Consider the following 17055-nt stretch of genomic DNA (forward strand, 5'->3'; position numbering starts at 1 on the left):
GCTTCAAGGTTTCAGTTCTTCAAGGGCAGAAGAACTTGCTTGAGGTGTGCGCTTTTTTATTTTGGATTGGAGGGAAAATTATGGCACTCGAGGCGATGAAACGGGTAAAAGAAGCCGAGGACGCTGCTTTGCTTCATGAAGAGACGGTAAAGCAGGAACTGCGTGATTATGAAGAGTTGCTGGGGAAAAAACTGGCGGCGCTGGAAGAGAAGAGCAGACAAACCATCAGTGACCGGCAGCAGCATGCAAAAGAGCAGGCACAGCAGACAATTGCCGAGAACCATCTGACGCTTCAGGCGGAAGAGCAGGCGCAAATCGCTGAGTTTGAGGAGAAGTATGAGAGAAATAAGGACGCGATTCTTTCTTATCTGGTAGAGAGGGTGACATCCGCCTATGGCAGTCAATAAAATGAAAAAGCTGACGCTGATAACTGAGCGTCAGCATGAAGATGCACTGCTGCAAGTGATACAAGCAACGCAGGCAATCGAAGTAAAAGAAATACAGGAAGAAGCGGTCGCAGACATGTTTCCCGACGAACTGGAACGGGACAGCGACTCTTATGCAGAACGTCTGAGCAGTCATCAGGCACTGCTGGAGGCTATCATGTCGTCACTGCTGATACTTGAGCGGGAAGTCGGTAGCGGTTCGGGCGGTTTCAAACGTTCCGAGCTGACGCTGGAAGAGCTGGAACAGCAATATGATGATGAGCTGATTGCCCATTATACCCAGACGATTCTTGCATTAAAAGATAAGCTTTCTGCTATTGAAGAAGAACGGAAAGGGCTGAACGAGGAGGAAGCACGGCTGGTCCGCTGGCGAAGTTTGGATGTGTCGCCGCAAGCATACACAGACATGGCTTATTGCGATATCCGCATCGGCAGCTTGAATCTTAGCAATCAGCCGGACTTTTTGGCGGCTGTTCAGCAGCTGGGCACGGTTTATTGTGAGGAAGTGTATCTCAGCGCGCATCACGGCTATTATTTTTTGATTAGTCTGGTGTCCGAGCGTCAAGCCGTTCAGCGCTTGCTCTCGGATGTCAGCTTTGACGTGTATGATTATACATACGATGTGCGGCCTGAGGAAGCCTATCAGTCAGTCAAGGACCGTCTTGTGCTTTTGCGACAGCTTGAAAAAGAAGTCAAAAAAGAACTGACAGATTGCATCCAGTGGCAGACGGCGCTGTATTTGGCGGAAGAACGTGTACGGGCGCAAATCAGGCGGGAAGAAGTCAAAGAGCATTTGTTCTTGTCGCCGGAAATCATGATGCTGCAAGGCTGGATTCCTGAAAAGGATGTACCGGTGCTTGAAGACGGTATCGCCAAACAGTTTCAGGCGAATGACGTGTACATTCTTTTGGAATCACCGACACAGCAAGAGATTTCGGAGGATATTCCGACACAGTTGAGCAATAATAAACTGGTCGCGCCGTTTGAGATGCTGACGGAGATGTACAGTTTGCCGAAATATGACGAAGTCGACCCGACACCGATTATGACGCCGTTTTATTTGACGTTTTTCGGGATGATGGTCGCAGATGTCGGCTATGGTCTATTGCTTCTGGCGGCGACATTTATTGCAGGAAAGCTTTATGTGCTGCCTAAAAGCACTGACCGCTTCATGAAACTGTTTCAAATGCTGTCGGTACCGGTGATTGTGTGGGGAGCCATTTACGGTTCGTTCTTCGGCGCGGCTTTTTACGACTATCTACCGACAGGCCCGCTGCCGTTGCCGCTCCTGTCGACCACGACTGACGTCAATCAGATACTGCTGTTGTCTGTGGCGTTCGGGTTCATTCAATTGATGGTCGGTTTGCTGGTAAACGGTGTGCAGCTGGTCAAACAGCGGAAATATGCGGAAAGCGTCAGCGAAGGATTCGCCTGGCAGGGGCTTTTGCTGGGAATCGTCACAGCTCTGCTGGCGAACATGCTGCTGGACAACCAGCTGTTGTTGATGCTGGGTATCGTTGTGGCTGTGATATCTGCGGTGTCGATTGTCTTTGTCCCGATGTTCTCCCACCCGTCAAAACTGAAAGGTCTGGCTAAAGGACTTTACGGCTTGTACGGCATTACCGGTTATATCGGCGATTTAGTGAGTTATACCCGGCTGATGGCATTGGGAATTTCAGGCGGCAGTATCGCTGCGGCGTTTAACATGATTGTCGGCTTTATGCCGCCGGCTGCCCGCTTTACGATTGGTATCGTCTTGCTGGTCGTGCTGCACGTCCTGAATCTGCTGCTGTCACTGTTGAGTGCGTATGTGCACGGCATTAGACTGCAGTATGTGGAATTTTTCGGTAAATTCTACACTGGCGGCGGCAGGGCGTTCAAGCCGTTAAAAACAGAAGAAAAATATGTCAATATCGAACGGAAAAATGATTAATTACTTTAGAGATGGAGAGGAATTTGCAACATGATGACTTTTTTAACAACAGAAAACGGCGGCTATCTTTTCGCTATTTTAGGGATGGCTGTCGCGACGATCTTTTCAGGAATCGGCTCAGCTAAAGGAGTCGGTTATGCAGGTGAATCAGCGGCTGCACTGACGACGGAACAGCCGGAAAAATTCGGACAGGCAATGATTTTACAGCTGCTGCCGGGGACGCAAGGCTTATACGGGTTTGTTATTGCATTTATGATTATGACGAATCTGGGAGGCGAGATGACGGTGGTCCAAGGACTGGGCTATCTGATTGCGTCGCTGCCGACGGCTTTCACCGGCTTGTTCTCGGGAATGTACCAAGGCCGTGTATCGGCAGCCGGGATTCAAATTTTGGCAAAAAAACCGGAACATGCGACTAAAGGTGTCATTTTCTCGGCGATGGTTGAAACGTATGCTCTGCTGGGACTGGTAATTTCCTTCTTCCTCGTGTCAAACGTGAAGTAGCAGGAAAAGGTCTACCAGTAAAGAGGAGGTATGCGAATGGATGCACTGACACGGATCGTGCAGCAGATTGCAGCTGAAAACGAAAAAAAGATGGCAGATTACAAAGAAGCCAGATTGACGGAAATAACGGCTGCCTTTGAAGAAGAAAAACAAAGAATCGAAAAAGATGAAGAGAAACAGTTGCTGAGACAAACAGCCGCTGTGTCAAAAGAATTGAAAATGGCACTGGAACGGCAAAAAGTACAGATGAGGCAAACGGTTTTGACGAAAAAGCAGCAGTTGCTGGATGCGCTGTTTGATGAACTTGTCCAGCGCATGACGCAGTGGGATGAAGCTGCCTTTGCCGATTTTGCTGCTGGTATTTTGACTCAGGTGCCTATCATAGGAGAAGGCGAGGTCATTCTCGGCGAGTTGTCGGCTGGACGGCTGTCAGCGGACTGGCTGTCGCAGTTTCAAACGGGTGAACGCTCATTTGTTTTGTCTGATGAACTCATCAAACAGCAAGGCGGCTTTGTCGTCCGGCAGGGCAGAATCGAGTATAATTTTCTGTTCTCTGCCTTAGTCGCTGATTTAAAAGAAAAGGAAAGCTACTATGTTGCAGAAAAGCTGTTTCAGTAAGGAGGTCGGCTGATGAAAGACAGCGCCTATAACCAACTCAATCCGTTGATACGCGTGAGAGAGGCAGAACTTTTGTCACACGCACAATTTGAGCAGCTGCTGGCGGCAAAAGACATGGCCGCCGTGACAGAACTGCTGAGAGGCACGAGATATGAACAGTATGCAGAAGGAAATCTTTTAGCCAATTTCAATCAGGTGTTCAAAAAAGAGCAGGAAGCAATGTTCCAGTGGCTGTATCAGCATGCGCCGGACAAGCGCATCATTCATATTTATTCGTCACGCTTTACCTTTCATAACTTGAAAGTGCTGACGAAAGCAGAAATCAATGACATGAATCTGGACCATTTACTGCTGCCGGACGGTTTGTACACGAAAGCCAGTCTGAAAAGTGCTGTCCGAACGAAAAAATCCAACGAATTGCCTGAGTTTTTGCTCAGTGCCATTCATGAAGTGTTCGATTATTTGGAGCGAGCCAGGCGCCGGCAGGGCATTGATGTGATTTATGACCGGCTGTTTTTGACATATCAGCGGCAGCTGGCAGATGACATCGGTGAGCCGAACTTGCTGGAAGAAGTGATTTCGTTCATTGATTTTAATAACATCGGGATTTTAGCTAGAGGTATTTTGCGCGGCAATACCCCGACATTTTTATCAACCGTGCTTTCCAGTTCCGGCAGTATCCCCAAAAAAGAACTGCTGGAATATGCGGAAGGCTCCTTGGCGGCATTGACCGAGTATGTGCTGAATTCAAAATACGGGGATATGTTCCAGACGATTTTGGACAGTGACAGCCAGAAGATTGATGTCTTGGCGATTGACCGGCTGCGGGATGATTATTTGACGAAATTTTATGAAAAGGCGGATACGACGGCATTCGGCCCGCTGCCGCTTTTAGCTTATTTGAACAGCAAGGAAATCGAATGGAAAAACTTGCGGCTAATATTAGTCGGCAAGGTCAATCATTTTTCAGATGCGCAAATTCGTGAAAGGATGCGGTTAGTGTGAACAAACAAGTGGGTGTCATCGGCGATAAGTATTCCGTGATGCCGTTTAAGATGTTCGGGTTTCAAGTTTATTACGCCACTTCTGCCGGTCAAATCAGAAAACGCCTGAACCAGATGGCTGCGGAAGATTACGGTGTGATTTTTATGACCGAGGCAGCTGCAGAGTTGGCAGCTGAAACCGTCGCCAGTTATCAGGATAAGCTGACACCGGCGATTATCCTCATACCTGACCAGTTCGGTTCAAAAGGCGTGGGCATGAAAAATATCGACGGTTATGTGGAAAAAGCAATCGGGCAAGCTATTTTGTAGCATTGCTGCGACACACGTGAGAAGAGAGTAGTATGGGAGGAAAAAATGTGCAGCAAGGTGAAGTAACAAAAGTATCGGGACCGCTCGTCATGGCAAAAGGGATGGCAGACGCCAGTATCCAGCACATGTGCTATGTCGGCGATGCCGGTATTATTGGCGAAATTATTGAAATGCGGGGCGACGTCGCCTCTATTCAAGTATATGAGGAATCCACCGGCATTGGTCCCGGGGAACCGGTGGTGTCTACAGGGCAGCCGCTGTCTGTCGATTTGGCACCGGGACTGGTGGAACAGATGTTTGACGGCATCCAACGTCCGCTGGATGCATTTGCAGTTCAGGCGAACAGTCATTTTCTAACGAGAGGTGTCACGATTCCGGCATTAGACGAAGAAAAAAAGTGGCAGTTTGAAGCACGGGCAGCTGTCGGCGATGTCGTCACTGCGGGGGATATTGTCGGTGTGGTACAGGAAACGAAAAGTATCGAACACCGGATTATGGTCCCTTACGGCATGACAGGTACCATCAAGGAAATCATGCCGGGACAGCATACCATCAATGAAACAGTTTACGTCCTTGAAACTGCGGAAGGTGACAAGCCGCTGACAATGAAGCAGAAGTGGCCGGTCAGAAAGAGCCGTCCGGTGGCGCAAAAAATGCACCCGAAAGCGCCGATGACAACGGGACAGCGGGTCATCGACACCTTTTTCCCGATTGTAAAAGGCGGGGCTGCAGCCGTGCCCGGACCATTCGGCGCGGGCAAAACAGTGGTCCAGCACCAGATTGCCAAGTGGGCCGATGTGGATTTGGTGGTGTACGTTGGATGCGGCGAACGCGGCAATGAGATGACCGATGTACTGAATGAGTTTCCTGAGCTGATTGACCCTAAAACCGGCGAATCGCTGATGGCGCGGACGGTGTTGATTGCCAACACATCGAACATGCCGGTGGCGGCGCGGGAAGCATCTATTTATACAGGTATCACGATTGCGGAATATTTCCGCGACATGGGTTATGCTGTGGCCATTATGGCAGACTCCACCTCACGCTGGGCCGAGGCGCTGCGTGAGATGAGCGGACGTCTGGAAGAGATGCCCGGCGACGAGGGCTATCCAGCTTATTTGGGCAGTCGTCTGGCAGAATATTATGAACGCTCCGGTCAGGTCGTTGCCTTGGGCAATGACGAACGCCAAGGCAGTATCACCGCCATCAGTGCCGTGTCGCCTTCTGGCGGAGATATCTCCGAACCGGTGACGCAAAATACACTGCGCGTTGTGAATGTATTTTGGGGATTGGATTCGACGCTGGCTCAGCAGCGGCATTTCCCGTCAATCGACTGGCTGCAGAGTTATTCATTGTACGACAATCAGGTGGGCGAATACTTGGACAACCAGCTGCAAGCCAACTGGTCCGAGCTGACGAGAACCGGCATGACGATTTTGCAGGAAGAAGCAGAGCTGTCTGAAATCGTCCGGCTGGTAGGAATAGATTCTCTATCTGATGAAGACCGGCTGACGCTGGAAGTGGCCAAGTCTATCCGGGAGGACTTTTTGCAGCAAAATGCCTTTGATGATGTGGACACATTCACATCGGTGGATAAACAGTTTAAAATGCTGCGCCTGATTTTGACGTTCTACAAAGAAGCGAACTATGCCCTGTCTTTGAATGCGTATTTCAGTGAAGTGATGTCAGGTACAGCTGATATCCGCGACCAGATTGCCCGCAGCAAATACTTGCCGGAAAATCAGCTCGAACGGCTTGATGAATTAACACAGAATATGAAAGCGCGGATGCGGGAAATTGTAGCGGAAGGAGGGATGACAGAGGATGATTAAAGAATATCGTACCATCAGTGAAGTCGTCGGACCGCTGATGATGGTGGAAGAAGTGTCCGGTGTCAAATATGAAGAACTCATTGAAGTCCGGATGCAAAACGGCGAAATCCGCCGCGGCCAGGTGCTGGAAGTGGATGGCGATAAAGCGATGGTTCAGATTTTTGAAGGCACGAGCAACATTAATTTAAGCGATTCACAAGTCAGGTTTCTAGGTCATCCTTTGGAGCTGGGGGTGTCGGAGGACATGCTCGGCCGCGTATTTGACGGGATGGGCCGCATCAAAGACAAAGGTGCGCAGCTGCTGCCTGAGAAAAAGATAAATATCAATGGCGAGGTCATCAACCCGGCTGTCAGGGATTACCCGGATGAATTCATCCAAACTGGCATCTCCACCATCGATCATCTGAACACATTGGTCAGAGGCCAGAAATTACCTGTCTTTTCCGGTTCCGGCTTGCCGCATAAAGAGCTGGCGGCACAAATCGCCAGACAGGCGGCAGTGCTGAATTCGGACGATGAATTTGCTGTTGTTTTTGCCGCAATCGGTATCACATTCGAGGAAGCGGATTTCTTTGTGGAGAATTTCCGGGAGACCGGCGCCCTCGACCGCTCAGTCGTGTTCATGAACTTGGCGAATGACCCGGCGATTGAACGGATTGCCACGCCGAGGATGGCATTGACAGCTGCTGAATACTTGGCCTATGAAAAAGGGATGCACGTGCTGGTAATTATGACTGATATGACGAATTATTGCGAGGCGTTGCGTGAGATTTCCGCTGCACGCCGGGAAGTCCCGGGCCGGCGCGGCTATCCGGGTTACCTGTATACCGATTTGGCGAACCTCTACGAGCGTGCCGGACGGATTCGCGGCGTGAAAGGGTCGGTCACGCAAATCCCGATTTTGACCATGCCGGAAGATGATAAGACTCATCCGATTCCCGACTTGACCGGTTATATTACCGAAGGGCAGATTATTTTGTCCCGGGATTTGTACAAGCGGGGGATTCAGCCGCCGATTGACGTTTTGCCGTCCCTGTCCCGTTTAAAAGATAAAGGCACGGGCAAAGGCAAGACGAGAGAAGATCACGCGGCAACGATGAACCAATTATTTGCCGCTTATGCTCAAGGCAAGCAGGCCAAAGAATTAGCTGTTGTTTTAGGCGAGGCGGCACTGTCGGAAGTGGACAGGATTTATAGCGAGTTTGCCGTGCGTTTTGAACAAGAATATGTCAATCAAGGTTTCCAAAAAAACCGTACCATCGAAGAAACACTTGATTTGGGCTGGGAGCTGCTGCGCATCTTGCCGCGAACCGAATTGAAACGTATCAAAGACGAGATGCTCGACCAATATTTGACAGAAAAGGCGTGATTGAGCAATGGCAAAAAATGTGAACCCAACACGCATGGCCCTGTCGCGGTTAAAAAAACAGCTGGCCACAGCTGTCCGCGGACATAAACTGCTGAAGGACAAGCAGGATGAACTGGTCCGCCGATTTATCGAGCTGGTGCGGAAGAACGCCGCACTGCGGAAAGAAGTGGAAGAAAAACTCACGACGGCTTTTTCCTCATTTGCCTTGGCAAGTGCGACATTGAATGAATCATACATAGAAGAGCTGATGACCTTGCCGAGCAATGACATGACAGTGGAAGTCATCGAAAAAAATATCATGAGTGTTATCGTGCCGGTCATGAATTTTGACTATGAAGAAGACTTTATGGCACAGCCGTTCAACTACGGCTATCTGAATTCCAACATCGAGCTGGATGATGCCTTTGACAATTTGGCGACTATCCTTCCGCTGATGCTGGAACTGGCGGAAGTTGAAAAAACATGCCAGCTGCTGGCGGAAGAAATCGAGAAGACGCGGCGGCGGGTCAATGCATTGGAATATATGACGATTCCAGAATTGGAAACAACGATTGTCGCAATCAGGAACAAACTGGAAGAAAATGAGCGCAGCAACATCACGCGGCTGATTAAAGTCAAAAAAATGACGCAGTGAGCTGGCCGTCTCAACGGTTGCCGCTCGGATGGTGTCGAAAGGACAACGATTATAGTTGTTTTTCGACACCTTTTTTTAAATTGTACAGTGACAATGCGCGTTAATTCTGATAGATTAAGTGTACGATATCATATGGAGGAATCGGAATGACTTTGACGAAACGAAAAAAACGGGGACATTTTTCAAGCGCGCAGGTAATCACTGCGAGTTTTTCATTGATTATTATTATAGGAGCGGTGCTATTGTCGCTGCCTATTGCTTCAACGACCGGCCACACTGATTTTATCGATGCTTTTTTTGTGGCGGTTTCTGCGACTTGCGTGACGGGACTGACACCTGTCAATACCGCCGCGCATTGGACGTTGTTCGGCAGGACGGTCATCTTGATTTTAGTGGAAATCGGCGGGATGAGTTTTCTGCTGATGTCATTGCTGGTGCTGTTTTCCAGCAAGAAAAAAGCCAGTTTTTCTACCAGACTGTTAATCAAGGACTATCTGAATCTCGACATGTTCAGCGGCGTGTTTCAAGTTGCAAAATACACACTGTCTATTTCCTTTGCCATTCAAGCGATCGGCGCTTTTTTGCTGTCGTTTCATTTTGTGCCTGAAAAGGGGCTTGTGGAAGGTTTAGGATTCAGTGTGTTTCACGCCGTTTCCGCTTTTTGTAATGCAGGCTTTGATTTGTTGGGAGACAGTTTGGAAAGCAGCATCAACAGTCCGTTTCTTTTAGTTGTTTTGAGTCTGCTGGTGATTGCCGGCGGACTGGGCTTTATCGTTTGGAAAGAGCTGCTGACCTTTCGCAAGCACAAAAAATTGTCACTGCATTCTTCGCTGACGCTGCGGGCGACATTGTTCGTGCTGGGTATCAGCTTTGTCCTGTTTTATGTGTTTGAAGCAGGCTTTACCCGCCATGCCAGTGATTTGACATTTGTGGAAAAAATCAGCAACATTCTCTTTTTGAGCGCCACCCCCCGGACGGCAGGATTTAACAATATTCCCTACGCGGATGTTTCCAGTGCTTCTCTTGTGCTGACGATAGTCCTGATGTTTATCGGCGGCAATTCAGGTTCGACAGCCGGCGGACTGAAAGTTTCCACGCTGTCAGTCTTGTTTTTGGGGATTCGCAGTATTTTGTCCGGCAAGGAGCATGTTTCCTGCAGCGGACGTACTATTAAACGTGATATCGTTGACTCCAGTTTTGCCTTGTTTTTTCTGGCACTGGTTCTGGTTGCCAGTGCGATCACAGTGCTGACCGTGACTGAAACGGTCCCTTCAGGCTTCGGCATAGAATATATTGCGTTTGAAGTTTTTTCAGCTTTTGGTACGGTAGGCATTTCCATGGGCTTGACACCGCACTTGTCGTTCGCAGGAAAAATCATCATCATGCTGGTGATGTTTATCGGGCGTATCGGGATTTACACGTTTATCTTCTCGCTGATTAAAAAACGGCAGACTTCAAAAGATTTGTACAAATATCCGGAAGAGTATATGCTTGTCGGCTAGCCGCCTAAGCAAGGGCTGACGGTATCGCTGCGGCGGTCATTCTGCACAAAGATTCGCGAAAGAGGTTGCAGTTGCACATGTTAAATAGTATACTTATAACCGTAAAATGTATTAAAAATTAAAAAATGTGAGACGTAAGCAGACGATTTCGTCATAATATGAGAGAGGGGGAAATAGACATGAACGCATTGCTGACTGCTAAAAAATGACACACATTCCGTTATTGCTTAGAAGTTTCTAAGTCTATCATGTTTTATTTCCGATGCCGATCTCTGAGTGGCGGTCAATTGTTTAGTGAACAGCCCTTGTCATAGGGGGAAGTGTGTCTATTTGTCATGAACAAATTGATGGTTTGAGAGTGCATTGGTTCAGTGCGCTCTTTTTGTGCTGCTTTTTAGTTAAAAAAATCACAAAAGGCATTGAATTCGGGCAATCCGTACTTCCATGATAGGCGAGTGGAATCAAGACTTGTTTATAAACAGTCTGTTTTCAATAAACTCAATCAGGAGGTGACAGTATGTTTTCCAGAAAAATCATTACAAATGACTCTTCATGAGTTTGTGATATTTTTATCTTGGTGTTGTCCAAGGTAATAGCCCCTGCTCTGACAGCTGTCGAGAGCGGGACGAACAGATGTCACAGTGATTATTTAGATAAGGAGAGCATCTAATGTATGCCCAACAAAAGAAATTAACTAAAGAACAGCTTCTCGAGCTGGAACGGCCGCCTCAAACGAAAGTCCAGATAATAGCTGATTATTTGATTTGTCTGTGTCCGTTTCTGGCCTGCCTGCTGGCGATTTTGGAATATCGTGTCGTGCCGAACACGGGTTTGAATACGGGAACGGCCACGTATGCGTATTTTCTGGGAATTCAGGCAGTTATCCTACTGATGGTGTTCCTGTTTTCGCTGAAATCCAAAAAGCTGTTTGCCAAGCTGAGATACAAAGCACCTTTTTATACGTTCATTTATCTCTTGTTTCTTGGATATGATTATTTAACCCTTAAAACAGGTATTTTAATGCTGCCTTATTTCCCGTGGGTTGACCAAGTGCTGAATGCGATGATATCAGACCATGCTTATTTACTGGATTGTGTCAAGAATTCGATGATTCTGCTGTTTACCGGTTATGCTGCCGGTGTATTGGCCGGTCTGGTCACAGGGACTATCTGCGGTTACAGCAAACGCGTCAACTATTGGGTCAGTCCATTTATGAAACTGCTGGGGGCGATTCCGAGCACGACTTGGCTGCCGATTGTGATGGTGCTGGCGACTTCGCTGTTTAAAGGTAGTGTTTTCATCATTGCACTGGGGGTCTGGTTCTCAGTCACGATAGCGACCATGACAGGCATTCACACCATTGACAGAGGTTATTTTGATGCCGCCAAAACACTGGGGGCCACTAACCGCCAGCTGATTTTCAATATCGCCATTCCTTCTGCCATCCCTAATATTTTTCAAGGGCTGACCCAAGGTATGAGTTCGGCCTGTACGGCGTTAATCGTCGCTGAAATGCTGGGTGTAGAATCCGGTTTGGGCTGGTATATCACCTGGCAAAAATCTTGGGCGGAGTTTGCCAAGATGTATGCGGCGATTGTGCTGATTTGTCTCGTGTTCGTGCTGGTGAATGTCATATTGAATGCCGTCAGCCGGCGTGTGCTGATTTGGAAAGAAGAGGTGAGTTAGTGTGGCAAAAGAATCTGTCCTGACACTGACAGGTGTCTCGAAAAGCTTTGCGCGCGCTGATACCAATGAAGTCGTTGATGCGTTGTCAAACATTGACTTGACAGTCAAAAGCGGCGAATTCGTCAGTATTGTCGGCCCCAGCGGATGCGGGAAATCCACGATACTGCGGCTGGTATCAGGTCTGCTTTCGCCGACAATCGGCACCATTGAGCTGAGTGGTGAAAAAATCAGCGGCACGAGTCCCAACCGTGGGATGGCGTTTCAAAAGCCGACGCTTTTTCCTTGGCTGACGGTCAAGCGTAATGTCGGTTTCAGCATGAAGATGCGCGGCACGTATCAGGAAAATCAGCACAAAATCGATGACCTGCTTGATATGGCAGGTTTGGGCGAATTTAAGGATTCCTATCCGGCGCAACTATCTGGCGGTATGGCACAGCGGGTGTCTTTGCTGCGCACAATGATTAACGAACCGGAAATATTTCTGCTGGATGAGCCGCTGGGTGCACTGGACGCATTTACCCGCATGAATATGCAGGACGAACTGCTCAATATGTGGCAAAAAAAGAAAAACATGATGTTAATGGTCACCCATGATGTGGAAGAAGCAGTTTATATGGGGACACGCGTCATCGTCATGGCTCCGCGGCCCGGCCGGATTATTAAAGACATGGCCATTGATTTGCCTTATCCGCGTAACCGGAGCAGTCAGGAGCTGACGGATTACAGAAATGAGATTTTAGAATTACTCAATTATGGCAAGCATGAAAAAAACTAGAGGAGATAATATAGATGAAAAAGAAAGTTGTAACAATTTTATTGGCACTGACAGCCGTATTGGTTCTGGGAGGTTGTGCAAAGAAAGAGTCTCAGCCGGCAAATAAAAAAATCGACATCAATGATGAAGAAGCATGGAAAAAAGAACCGGCCTACAAAGAAACCATCAAAGTCGGCTATAACGGCGGGGCATGTTTGTCGCCGCTGGGATTGGCGAAAGAAAAAGGTTTTTATGAAAAAGAAGGATTGAATGTGGAGTTGGTCTCAACGACGGAAACCAAAGATGCTGTCGGAACAGGTCAAGTTGATTTTTCCGGGGATCACATTGCGACCCTCCTCGTCCCGGCGGTGAACGGGGTCAACATGCTGTTCACGACAGGGATTCACACAGGCTGCAAGACACTCTATGTACTCAGTGACTCTGGCATCACAAGCACGAAAGATTTGATTGGGCAGACGATTGCAGTGCCGGACGGCATCGGAAATTCAGACCATAACATTGCACTGCGTTTCTTAAACAAAGACAACATCGCACCCGATGAAGTCCATTTCAAACAAGTCGAAAGCACGGCAACTATTTTAGCGATGGAAAACGGCGAAATTCAAGGGGCTGTCCTTTCAGACCAGTTTGCCAAGAAGTTTCTTGATGAAGGCAAGCTGACGGCCATTCGTTCCATCACGTTTGATGATGACTTCAAGACAGAAACCTGCTGCGTTCTGGCGATGAACCGGGATTTCTATGAAAAAAATCCGATTACAGCAGCTAAAATCACACGTGCTATGAAGGAAACAAGGGAGTGGGTGGAAAATAACAAAGAAGAAGCTGTTGATTTGATGCTTGAAAACAATTGGGCTTCCGGCGACAGACAAGTGGTGCTTGATGTGGTTAAGACCTATAATTTTGGCATCAGTGATGCAGACACAGAAAAAACTTTGAAAGATGTCATGACCGATTACAAGAAATTCGGCATCATCGGCGAAGACAAAGAGACTGAAAAATCAATCGGCTATTTGTGGAACCCGGTCAATTAAGCAGATAAAAAAAGGAGGATATATCAATGAAAAAGAGATTGTTATCGTTTGTCGTATTTAGTATGGTACTTGGCTTGGCAGGTTGCAACAGCAAGGGCGGAGGAGAGACTGACCAGTCTGCTGCTCCGGACAAAGCAGCTGACACCAGTGCAATTTATTTTAACGGTTCTTCGACACTGACACCTGTCATCAATACGATAGCCGCATCATTTAATGAGGAATATGAAACATGGGACAAGGTCGACTCGTCTTTTGAGGAAGCTCCTATTTCGATTTACGTGGCATCCGGCGGTTCCGGTCAAGGAGTTGCAACGCTGATTGACGGCACGACCAGTTTCGGTATGGTGGCCAGAGAGGTCAAAGATGAAGAAAAGAAAAAAATCAAGGATGAAAAAGAGTATTTGGTGGGCATTGATGCTCTTGCCATCACTGTTAACAAAGAAAGTCCGCTATTAGAAAGAACCGATGATTTGACGACGGACCAAGTCATTAAAATCTTTTCCGGTGAATACAAGACATGGCAAGAAGTCGACAGTTCATTACCGGCTGATGATATCGTAGTGCTGACGCGCGATGTCAGCGGCGGCGCCCATGAAGTGTTTCAGAAGAATATCATGAAAGATGTTGACGTGTCTGCCGATGTGATTCAGGCACCGACGATGGGCGGGCTGGTCGAGAAAATCATCGACAATAAGAATGCCATCGGTTATGCGTCTTATGGAGTAGCATCGCAAAACGAGGACAAGCTCGTCAAATTGAAGCTGGACGGCGTGGCTTGTACTGAAGAAAATATCACAGGCGGCAACTATATTCTACAGCGTCCGCTTCTGCTGGTCGGCTCCGGCGAACCGACTGAACAACAGCAGGCTTTCCTTGATGTCGTTCTGGGAGAGGAAGGTCAGGCGGTTGTCGAGGAGCAGGGATTTATCCGCTCGCAGTCAAGCAAATAAGCGTGAAGACAGATGATTATCAGACAACTCGTGCAACTTATTTTTAAATGTTTGCTAGTCATTGCAGCCATAAGTACATTTTTACTTATGGCTGTGATGCTTGGCCATCTCCTTTCAGAAAGCCGGCTGTCCATCAGCCGGGTGGGGCTCGATTTGCTGAATCCGCAAAAAGACTGGCGTCCGCTCGGCAGTACTCCGAGTTACGGCGTTGTAAACATCCTTGCCGGTACACTATGTGTGACCGGGCTTTCGGTTGTGCTGTCGGTTATCTTTGGGACAGGGACAGCCTTATTTTTAGCTTATTATTTTCCGGCGGCAGCGGCGCGCGTTATTTTGTCGGTGATTGAGTTGATTGCAGGGATTCCTTCTGTCATTTTCGGTTTCTTCGGCTTATCAGTTGTGGTCAAGTGGTTTGAAAGTCATTTGCAGATGGCTTCCGGTGAGTGTGTGCTGGCAGCATCGCTTATCTTGACTTTGATGTTGCTGCCATTTGTCGTGTCGACGATGACTGAGTCAATCAGGGCATTCAGAGAAGTATATGAACCGACTTCAATTGCGCTGGGGCTTTCGCGTGAATACTTTATCGTCAAACTGCTGCTGCCGAGACTGCGCCTGCCGCTGTTGACGGCTGTGATGCTGGCATTCGGCAGAGGCTTGGGCGAAACCATGGCAGTCATGATGGTCATCGGCAATTCGCCGGCGTGGCCGCGCCTGTTTGGTCGGGCTGAAACGATTGCTTCGCTGACCGCTCTTGAAATGGGCGGTGTCGAATACGGCAGTTTGCATTTATCGTCATTGTATTTTGCAAATGTGATGTTGTTAGTACTGGTCTTATCAGTTTTTGGCGCTGGTTACTTTTTGAAAAGGAGGTACAGTCATGAGCAACTCGCTCGTTAAGTGGGGCATCCGTCTGATTAGCGGACTGCTTGCTGCAACTGTACTGGGGAGCATCTCCTTCGTGTTTATGTACCTTTTCAACCGCGGACGGACGGTCATCAGCTGGTCGTTTCTCACAGCTGACCCGGCAGGCATGCCGATAGGGACAGCCGGAGGCATTTTCCCGGCAATCATCGGTACTTTTTCTTTAGGGTTGTTCTCGGCATTGATTGGCGGTACACTAGGGGTACTAGTGGCTGTCTGGCTTGTCTACTACGGCAAACAGCCGCTGCTTTCGAAAGCCGTTTATCTGGCGGTTTATTTTTTATCAGGACTGCCGTCTATTATTTTCGGGCTGGTCGGTTACACAGTCCTGATTTTCCGTCTCGGTTTCAACCGCAGCTTATTTTGTTCAGGGCTGACGGTATCGCTGATGATTTTGCCGTTTGTGGCTATCCGCGTTATTAAAATACTGCAGGAACATGAGCGGGACTACTACACGCAGTCGCTTTCGCTGGGTATCTCGAAGGAATACACGCTGCTCCATGTGGTTTTGCCGGACAGCAGTGTGGAGATTATCGGCACGGTTTTTATCGGGATGGCATACGGCATGGGGGCTGTGGCGCCAATCATGTATACAGGGGCAGTAATGCTGTCGCCGCTGCCTGTTGCGCTGGACAAGCCGTTTATGTCGCTGCCGTATCATTTATATCTGCTGGTCAGCAACGGCCTGTCATATGAGTATGCGTACGGTACCGCGTGCGTGTTGTTATTATTGCTGCTGGTGATGCAGTGTGTGTACCGATTAGTTCATTGGCTTTTTTACCATAGGAGAAAATAACATGAAACTGACACTAGAAAATATCACAGTTGCGTTTGGCAAAAAAATGGTTTTGCATGAGATAAGCACGGTGTTTTCGCCTCAAAAAATCACGGCGGTCATCGGGCAGTCGGGCTGCGGGAAGACTACGCTTTTGCGGACCATTAACCGCACCGTCGAAGAAGAGGGCGGACGCATTTCAGGCAAGTTGGAACTGGCAGCCGCTGATGTGCTGAGGATGCCGACTGAAACGCTCAGAAAACAAATCGGCATGGTATTTCAACAGCCGATAGCCTTTCCTTTCAGCATCGAAAAAAATTTGTCTTACGTACTGAATTATCATTTCAAGCTGTCAAAAGCAGAGCGTAAAGCACGTATCACGCAGTATCTGACAGCGACCAATTTGTTTAACGAGGTAAACAGCGACTTGACTGTTTCAGCAAACCAGCTTTCCGGCGGGCAAAAGCAGCGTCTGGCAATTGCCAGAGCATTGTGTGCCGAACCGGATTTTTTACTGCTGGACGAGCCGTGTTCGGCACTTGACATGGAAAACACTTTGGCCATTGAACAACTGCTGCTGCAAATCAAACAGGCGTACGGCATTGTCATCGTCACGCACAATTTGGCGCAGGCGAAGCGTATCGCTGACGACATTGTGCTGATGGACAGCGGCAGAATTATAGAACACACTGGAAAAAAACAGTTTTTCAGCCGCCCGGCAACGGAACTGGGCAGAAAATTCATTCAATATATGTAAAGGTTGGGA

General features: G+C 48.2%; 17 protein-coding genes. All 17 read left to right on the forward strand.

Going from position 1 to position 17055, the window contains the following annotated elements:
- The first annotated feature begins 80 nt into the window (after positions 1-80).
- The 17 genes from CBF27_RS10445 (at position 81) to CBF27_RS10525 (ending at position 17046) form a co-directional block, all read left to right on the forward strand.
- Positions 81-407, forward strand: a complete 327-nt coding sequence (locus CBF27_RS10445) for a hypothetical protein (protein ID WP_126814249.1) — start codon at positions 81-83, stop codon at positions 405-407.
- On the forward strand, positions 394-2379 hold the full coding sequence (locus CBF27_RS10450) for a V-type ATP synthase subunit I (protein WP_126814250.1): 1986 nt from the start codon (positions 394-396) through the stop codon (positions 2377-2379). Before CBF27_RS10445 ends, CBF27_RS10450 begins: the two co-directional genes overlap by 14 nt.
- A 30-nt stretch (positions 2380-2409) precedes the next feature.
- A complete protein-coding gene (locus CBF27_RS10455; protein ID WP_126814251.1) occupies positions 2410-2883 on the forward strand; it encodes a V-type ATP synthase subunit K in 474 nt (157 codons plus the stop codon).
- Between the two features lie 36 nt (positions 2884-2919).
- Complete coding sequence (locus CBF27_RS10460; RefSeq protein ID WP_126814252.1) at positions 2920-3501, forward strand: V-type ATP synthase subunit E; 582 nt, start codon at positions 2920-2922, stop codon at positions 3499-3501.
- 12 nt (positions 3502-3513) lie between these two features.
- Entirely contained in the window at positions 3514-4506 is a 993-nt protein-coding gene (locus CBF27_RS10465) for a V-type ATPase subunit (RefSeq protein ID WP_126814253.1), read from the forward strand.
- Positions 4503-4814, forward strand: a complete 312-nt coding sequence (locus CBF27_RS10470) for a V-type ATP synthase subunit F (RefSeq protein WP_126814254.1) — start codon at positions 4503-4505, stop codon at positions 4812-4814. The genes CBF27_RS10465 and CBF27_RS10470 overlap by 4 nt, the downstream gene beginning before the upstream one ends.
- A gap of 47 nt (positions 4815-4861) precedes the next feature.
- Positions 4862-6646: a V-type ATP synthase subunit A gene (locus CBF27_RS10475; protein ID WP_170175087.1), complete on the forward strand. Its 1785-nt coding sequence runs from the start codon at positions 4862-4864 to the stop codon at positions 6644-6646.
- Positions 6639-8015 (forward strand): V-type ATP synthase subunit B, encoded by a 1377-nt coding sequence (locus CBF27_RS10480; RefSeq protein WP_126814256.1) that lies wholly within the window; start codon positions 6639-6641, stop codon positions 8013-8015. The genes CBF27_RS10475 and CBF27_RS10480 overlap by 8 nt, the downstream gene beginning before the upstream one ends.
- A gap of 7 nt (positions 8016-8022) precedes the next feature.
- The gene (locus tag CBF27_RS10485) at positions 8023-8649 is read left to right on the forward strand and encodes a V-type ATP synthase subunit D (RefSeq protein WP_126814257.1); all 627 of its coding nucleotides are present in this window, start codon (positions 8023-8025) and stop codon (positions 8647-8649) included.
- 146 nt (positions 8650-8795) lie between these two features.
- Positions 8796-10151 (forward strand): TrkH family potassium uptake protein, encoded by a 1356-nt coding sequence (locus tag CBF27_RS10490; protein WP_126814258.1) that lies wholly within the window; start codon positions 8796-8798, stop codon positions 10149-10151.
- Positions 10152-10820: 669 nt separating this feature from the next.
- Positions 10821-11837 (forward strand): ABC transporter permease, encoded by a 1017-nt coding sequence (locus CBF27_RS10495; RefSeq protein WP_126814259.1) that lies wholly within the window; start codon positions 10821-10823, stop codon positions 11835-11837.
- Between the two features lies 1 nt (position 11838).
- A complete protein-coding gene (locus CBF27_RS10500) occupies positions 11839-12612 on the forward strand; it encodes an ABC transporter ATP-binding protein (RefSeq protein WP_126814260.1) in 774 nt (257 codons plus the stop codon).
- A gap of 14 nt (positions 12613-12626) precedes the next feature.
- Positions 12627-13643, forward strand: a complete 1017-nt coding sequence (locus tag CBF27_RS10505; protein WP_126814261.1) for an ABC transporter substrate-binding protein — start codon at positions 12627-12629, stop codon at positions 13641-13643.
- Between the two features lie 26 nt (positions 13644-13669).
- Positions 13670-14593 carry a phosphate ABC transporter substrate-binding protein gene (locus CBF27_RS10510; RefSeq protein WP_126814262.1) on the forward strand — a complete coding sequence of 308 codons (924 nt, stop codon included), beginning with the start codon at positions 13670-13672 and terminating at the stop codon, positions 14591-14593.
- Between the two features lie 12 nt (positions 14594-14605).
- Complete coding sequence (pstC, locus tag CBF27_RS10515; RefSeq protein WP_126814263.1) at positions 14606-15490, forward strand: phosphate ABC transporter permease subunit PstC; 885 nt, start codon at positions 14606-14608, stop codon at positions 15488-15490.
- Entirely contained in the window at positions 15471-16310 is an 840-nt protein-coding gene (locus tag CBF27_RS10520) for a PstA family ABC transporter permease (RefSeq protein WP_126814264.1), read from the forward strand. The genes pstC and CBF27_RS10520 overlap by 20 nt, the downstream gene beginning before the upstream one ends.
- Position 16311: 1 nt before the next feature.
- Positions 16312-17046, forward strand: a complete 735-nt coding sequence (locus tag CBF27_RS10525; RefSeq protein ID WP_126814265.1) for a phosphate ABC transporter ATP-binding protein — start codon at positions 16312-16314, stop codon at positions 17044-17046.
- Positions 17047-17055: the final 9 nt, after the last annotated feature.

It is taken from the genome of Vagococcus acidifermentans (assembly GCF_003987655.1).
GTDB classification, from domain to species: Bacteria; Bacillota; Bacilli; order Lactobacillales; family Vagococcaceae; genus Vagococcus_B; species Vagococcus_B acidifermentans.

Excerpts from the sequence above, each read along its gene's own strand:
- CBF27_RS10445 (WP_126814249.1), top strand. The coding sequence starts at position 81 with ATGGCACTCGAGGCGATGAAACGGGTAAAAGAAGCCGAGGACGCTGCT.
- CBF27_RS10450 (WP_126814250.1), top strand. The coding sequence starts at position 394 with ATGGCAGTCAATAAAATGAAAAAGCTGACGCTGATAACTGAGCGTCAG.
- CBF27_RS10455 (WP_126814251.1), top strand. The coding sequence starts at position 2,410 with ATGATGACTTTTTTAACAACAGAAAACGGCGGCTATCTTTTCGCTATT.
- CBF27_RS10460 (WP_126814252.1), top strand. The coding sequence starts at position 2,920 with ATGGATGCACTGACACGGATCGTGCAGCAGATTGCAGCTGAAAACGAA.
- CBF27_RS10465 (WP_126814253.1), top strand. The coding sequence starts at position 3,514 with ATGAAAGACAGCGCCTATAACCAACTCAATCCGTTGATACGCGTGAGA.
- CBF27_RS10480 (WP_126814256.1), top strand. The coding sequence starts at position 6,639 with ATGATTAAAGAATATCGTACCATCAGTGAAGTCGTCGGACCGCTGATG.
- CBF27_RS10485 (WP_126814257.1), top strand. The coding sequence starts at position 8,023 with ATGGCAAAAAATGTGAACCCAACACGCATGGCCCTGTCGCGGTTAAAA.
- CBF27_RS10490 (WP_126814258.1), top strand. The coding sequence starts at position 8,796 with ATGACTTTGACGAAACGAAAAAAACGGGGACATTTTTCAAGCGCGCAG.
- CBF27_RS10495 (WP_126814259.1), top strand. The coding sequence starts at position 10,821 with ATGTATGCCCAACAAAAGAAATTAACTAAAGAACAGCTTCTCGAGCTG.
- CBF27_RS10505 (WP_126814261.1), top strand. The coding sequence starts at position 12,627 with ATGAAAAAGAAAGTTGTAACAATTTTATTGGCACTGACAGCCGTATTG.
- CBF27_RS10510 (WP_126814262.1), top strand. The coding sequence starts at position 13,670 with ATGAAAAAGAGATTGTTATCGTTTGTCGTATTTAGTATGGTACTTGGC.
- pstC (WP_126814263.1), top strand. The coding sequence starts at position 14,606 with ATGATTATCAGACAACTCGTGCAACTTATTTTTAAATGTTTGCTAGTC.
- CBF27_RS10520 (WP_126814264.1), top strand. The coding sequence starts at position 15,471 with ATGAGCAACTCGCTCGTTAAGTGGGGCATCCGTCTGATTAGCGGACTG.
- CBF27_RS10525 (WP_126814265.1), top strand. The coding sequence starts at position 16,312 with ATGAAACTGACACTAGAAAATATCACAGTTGCGTTTGGCAAAAAAATG.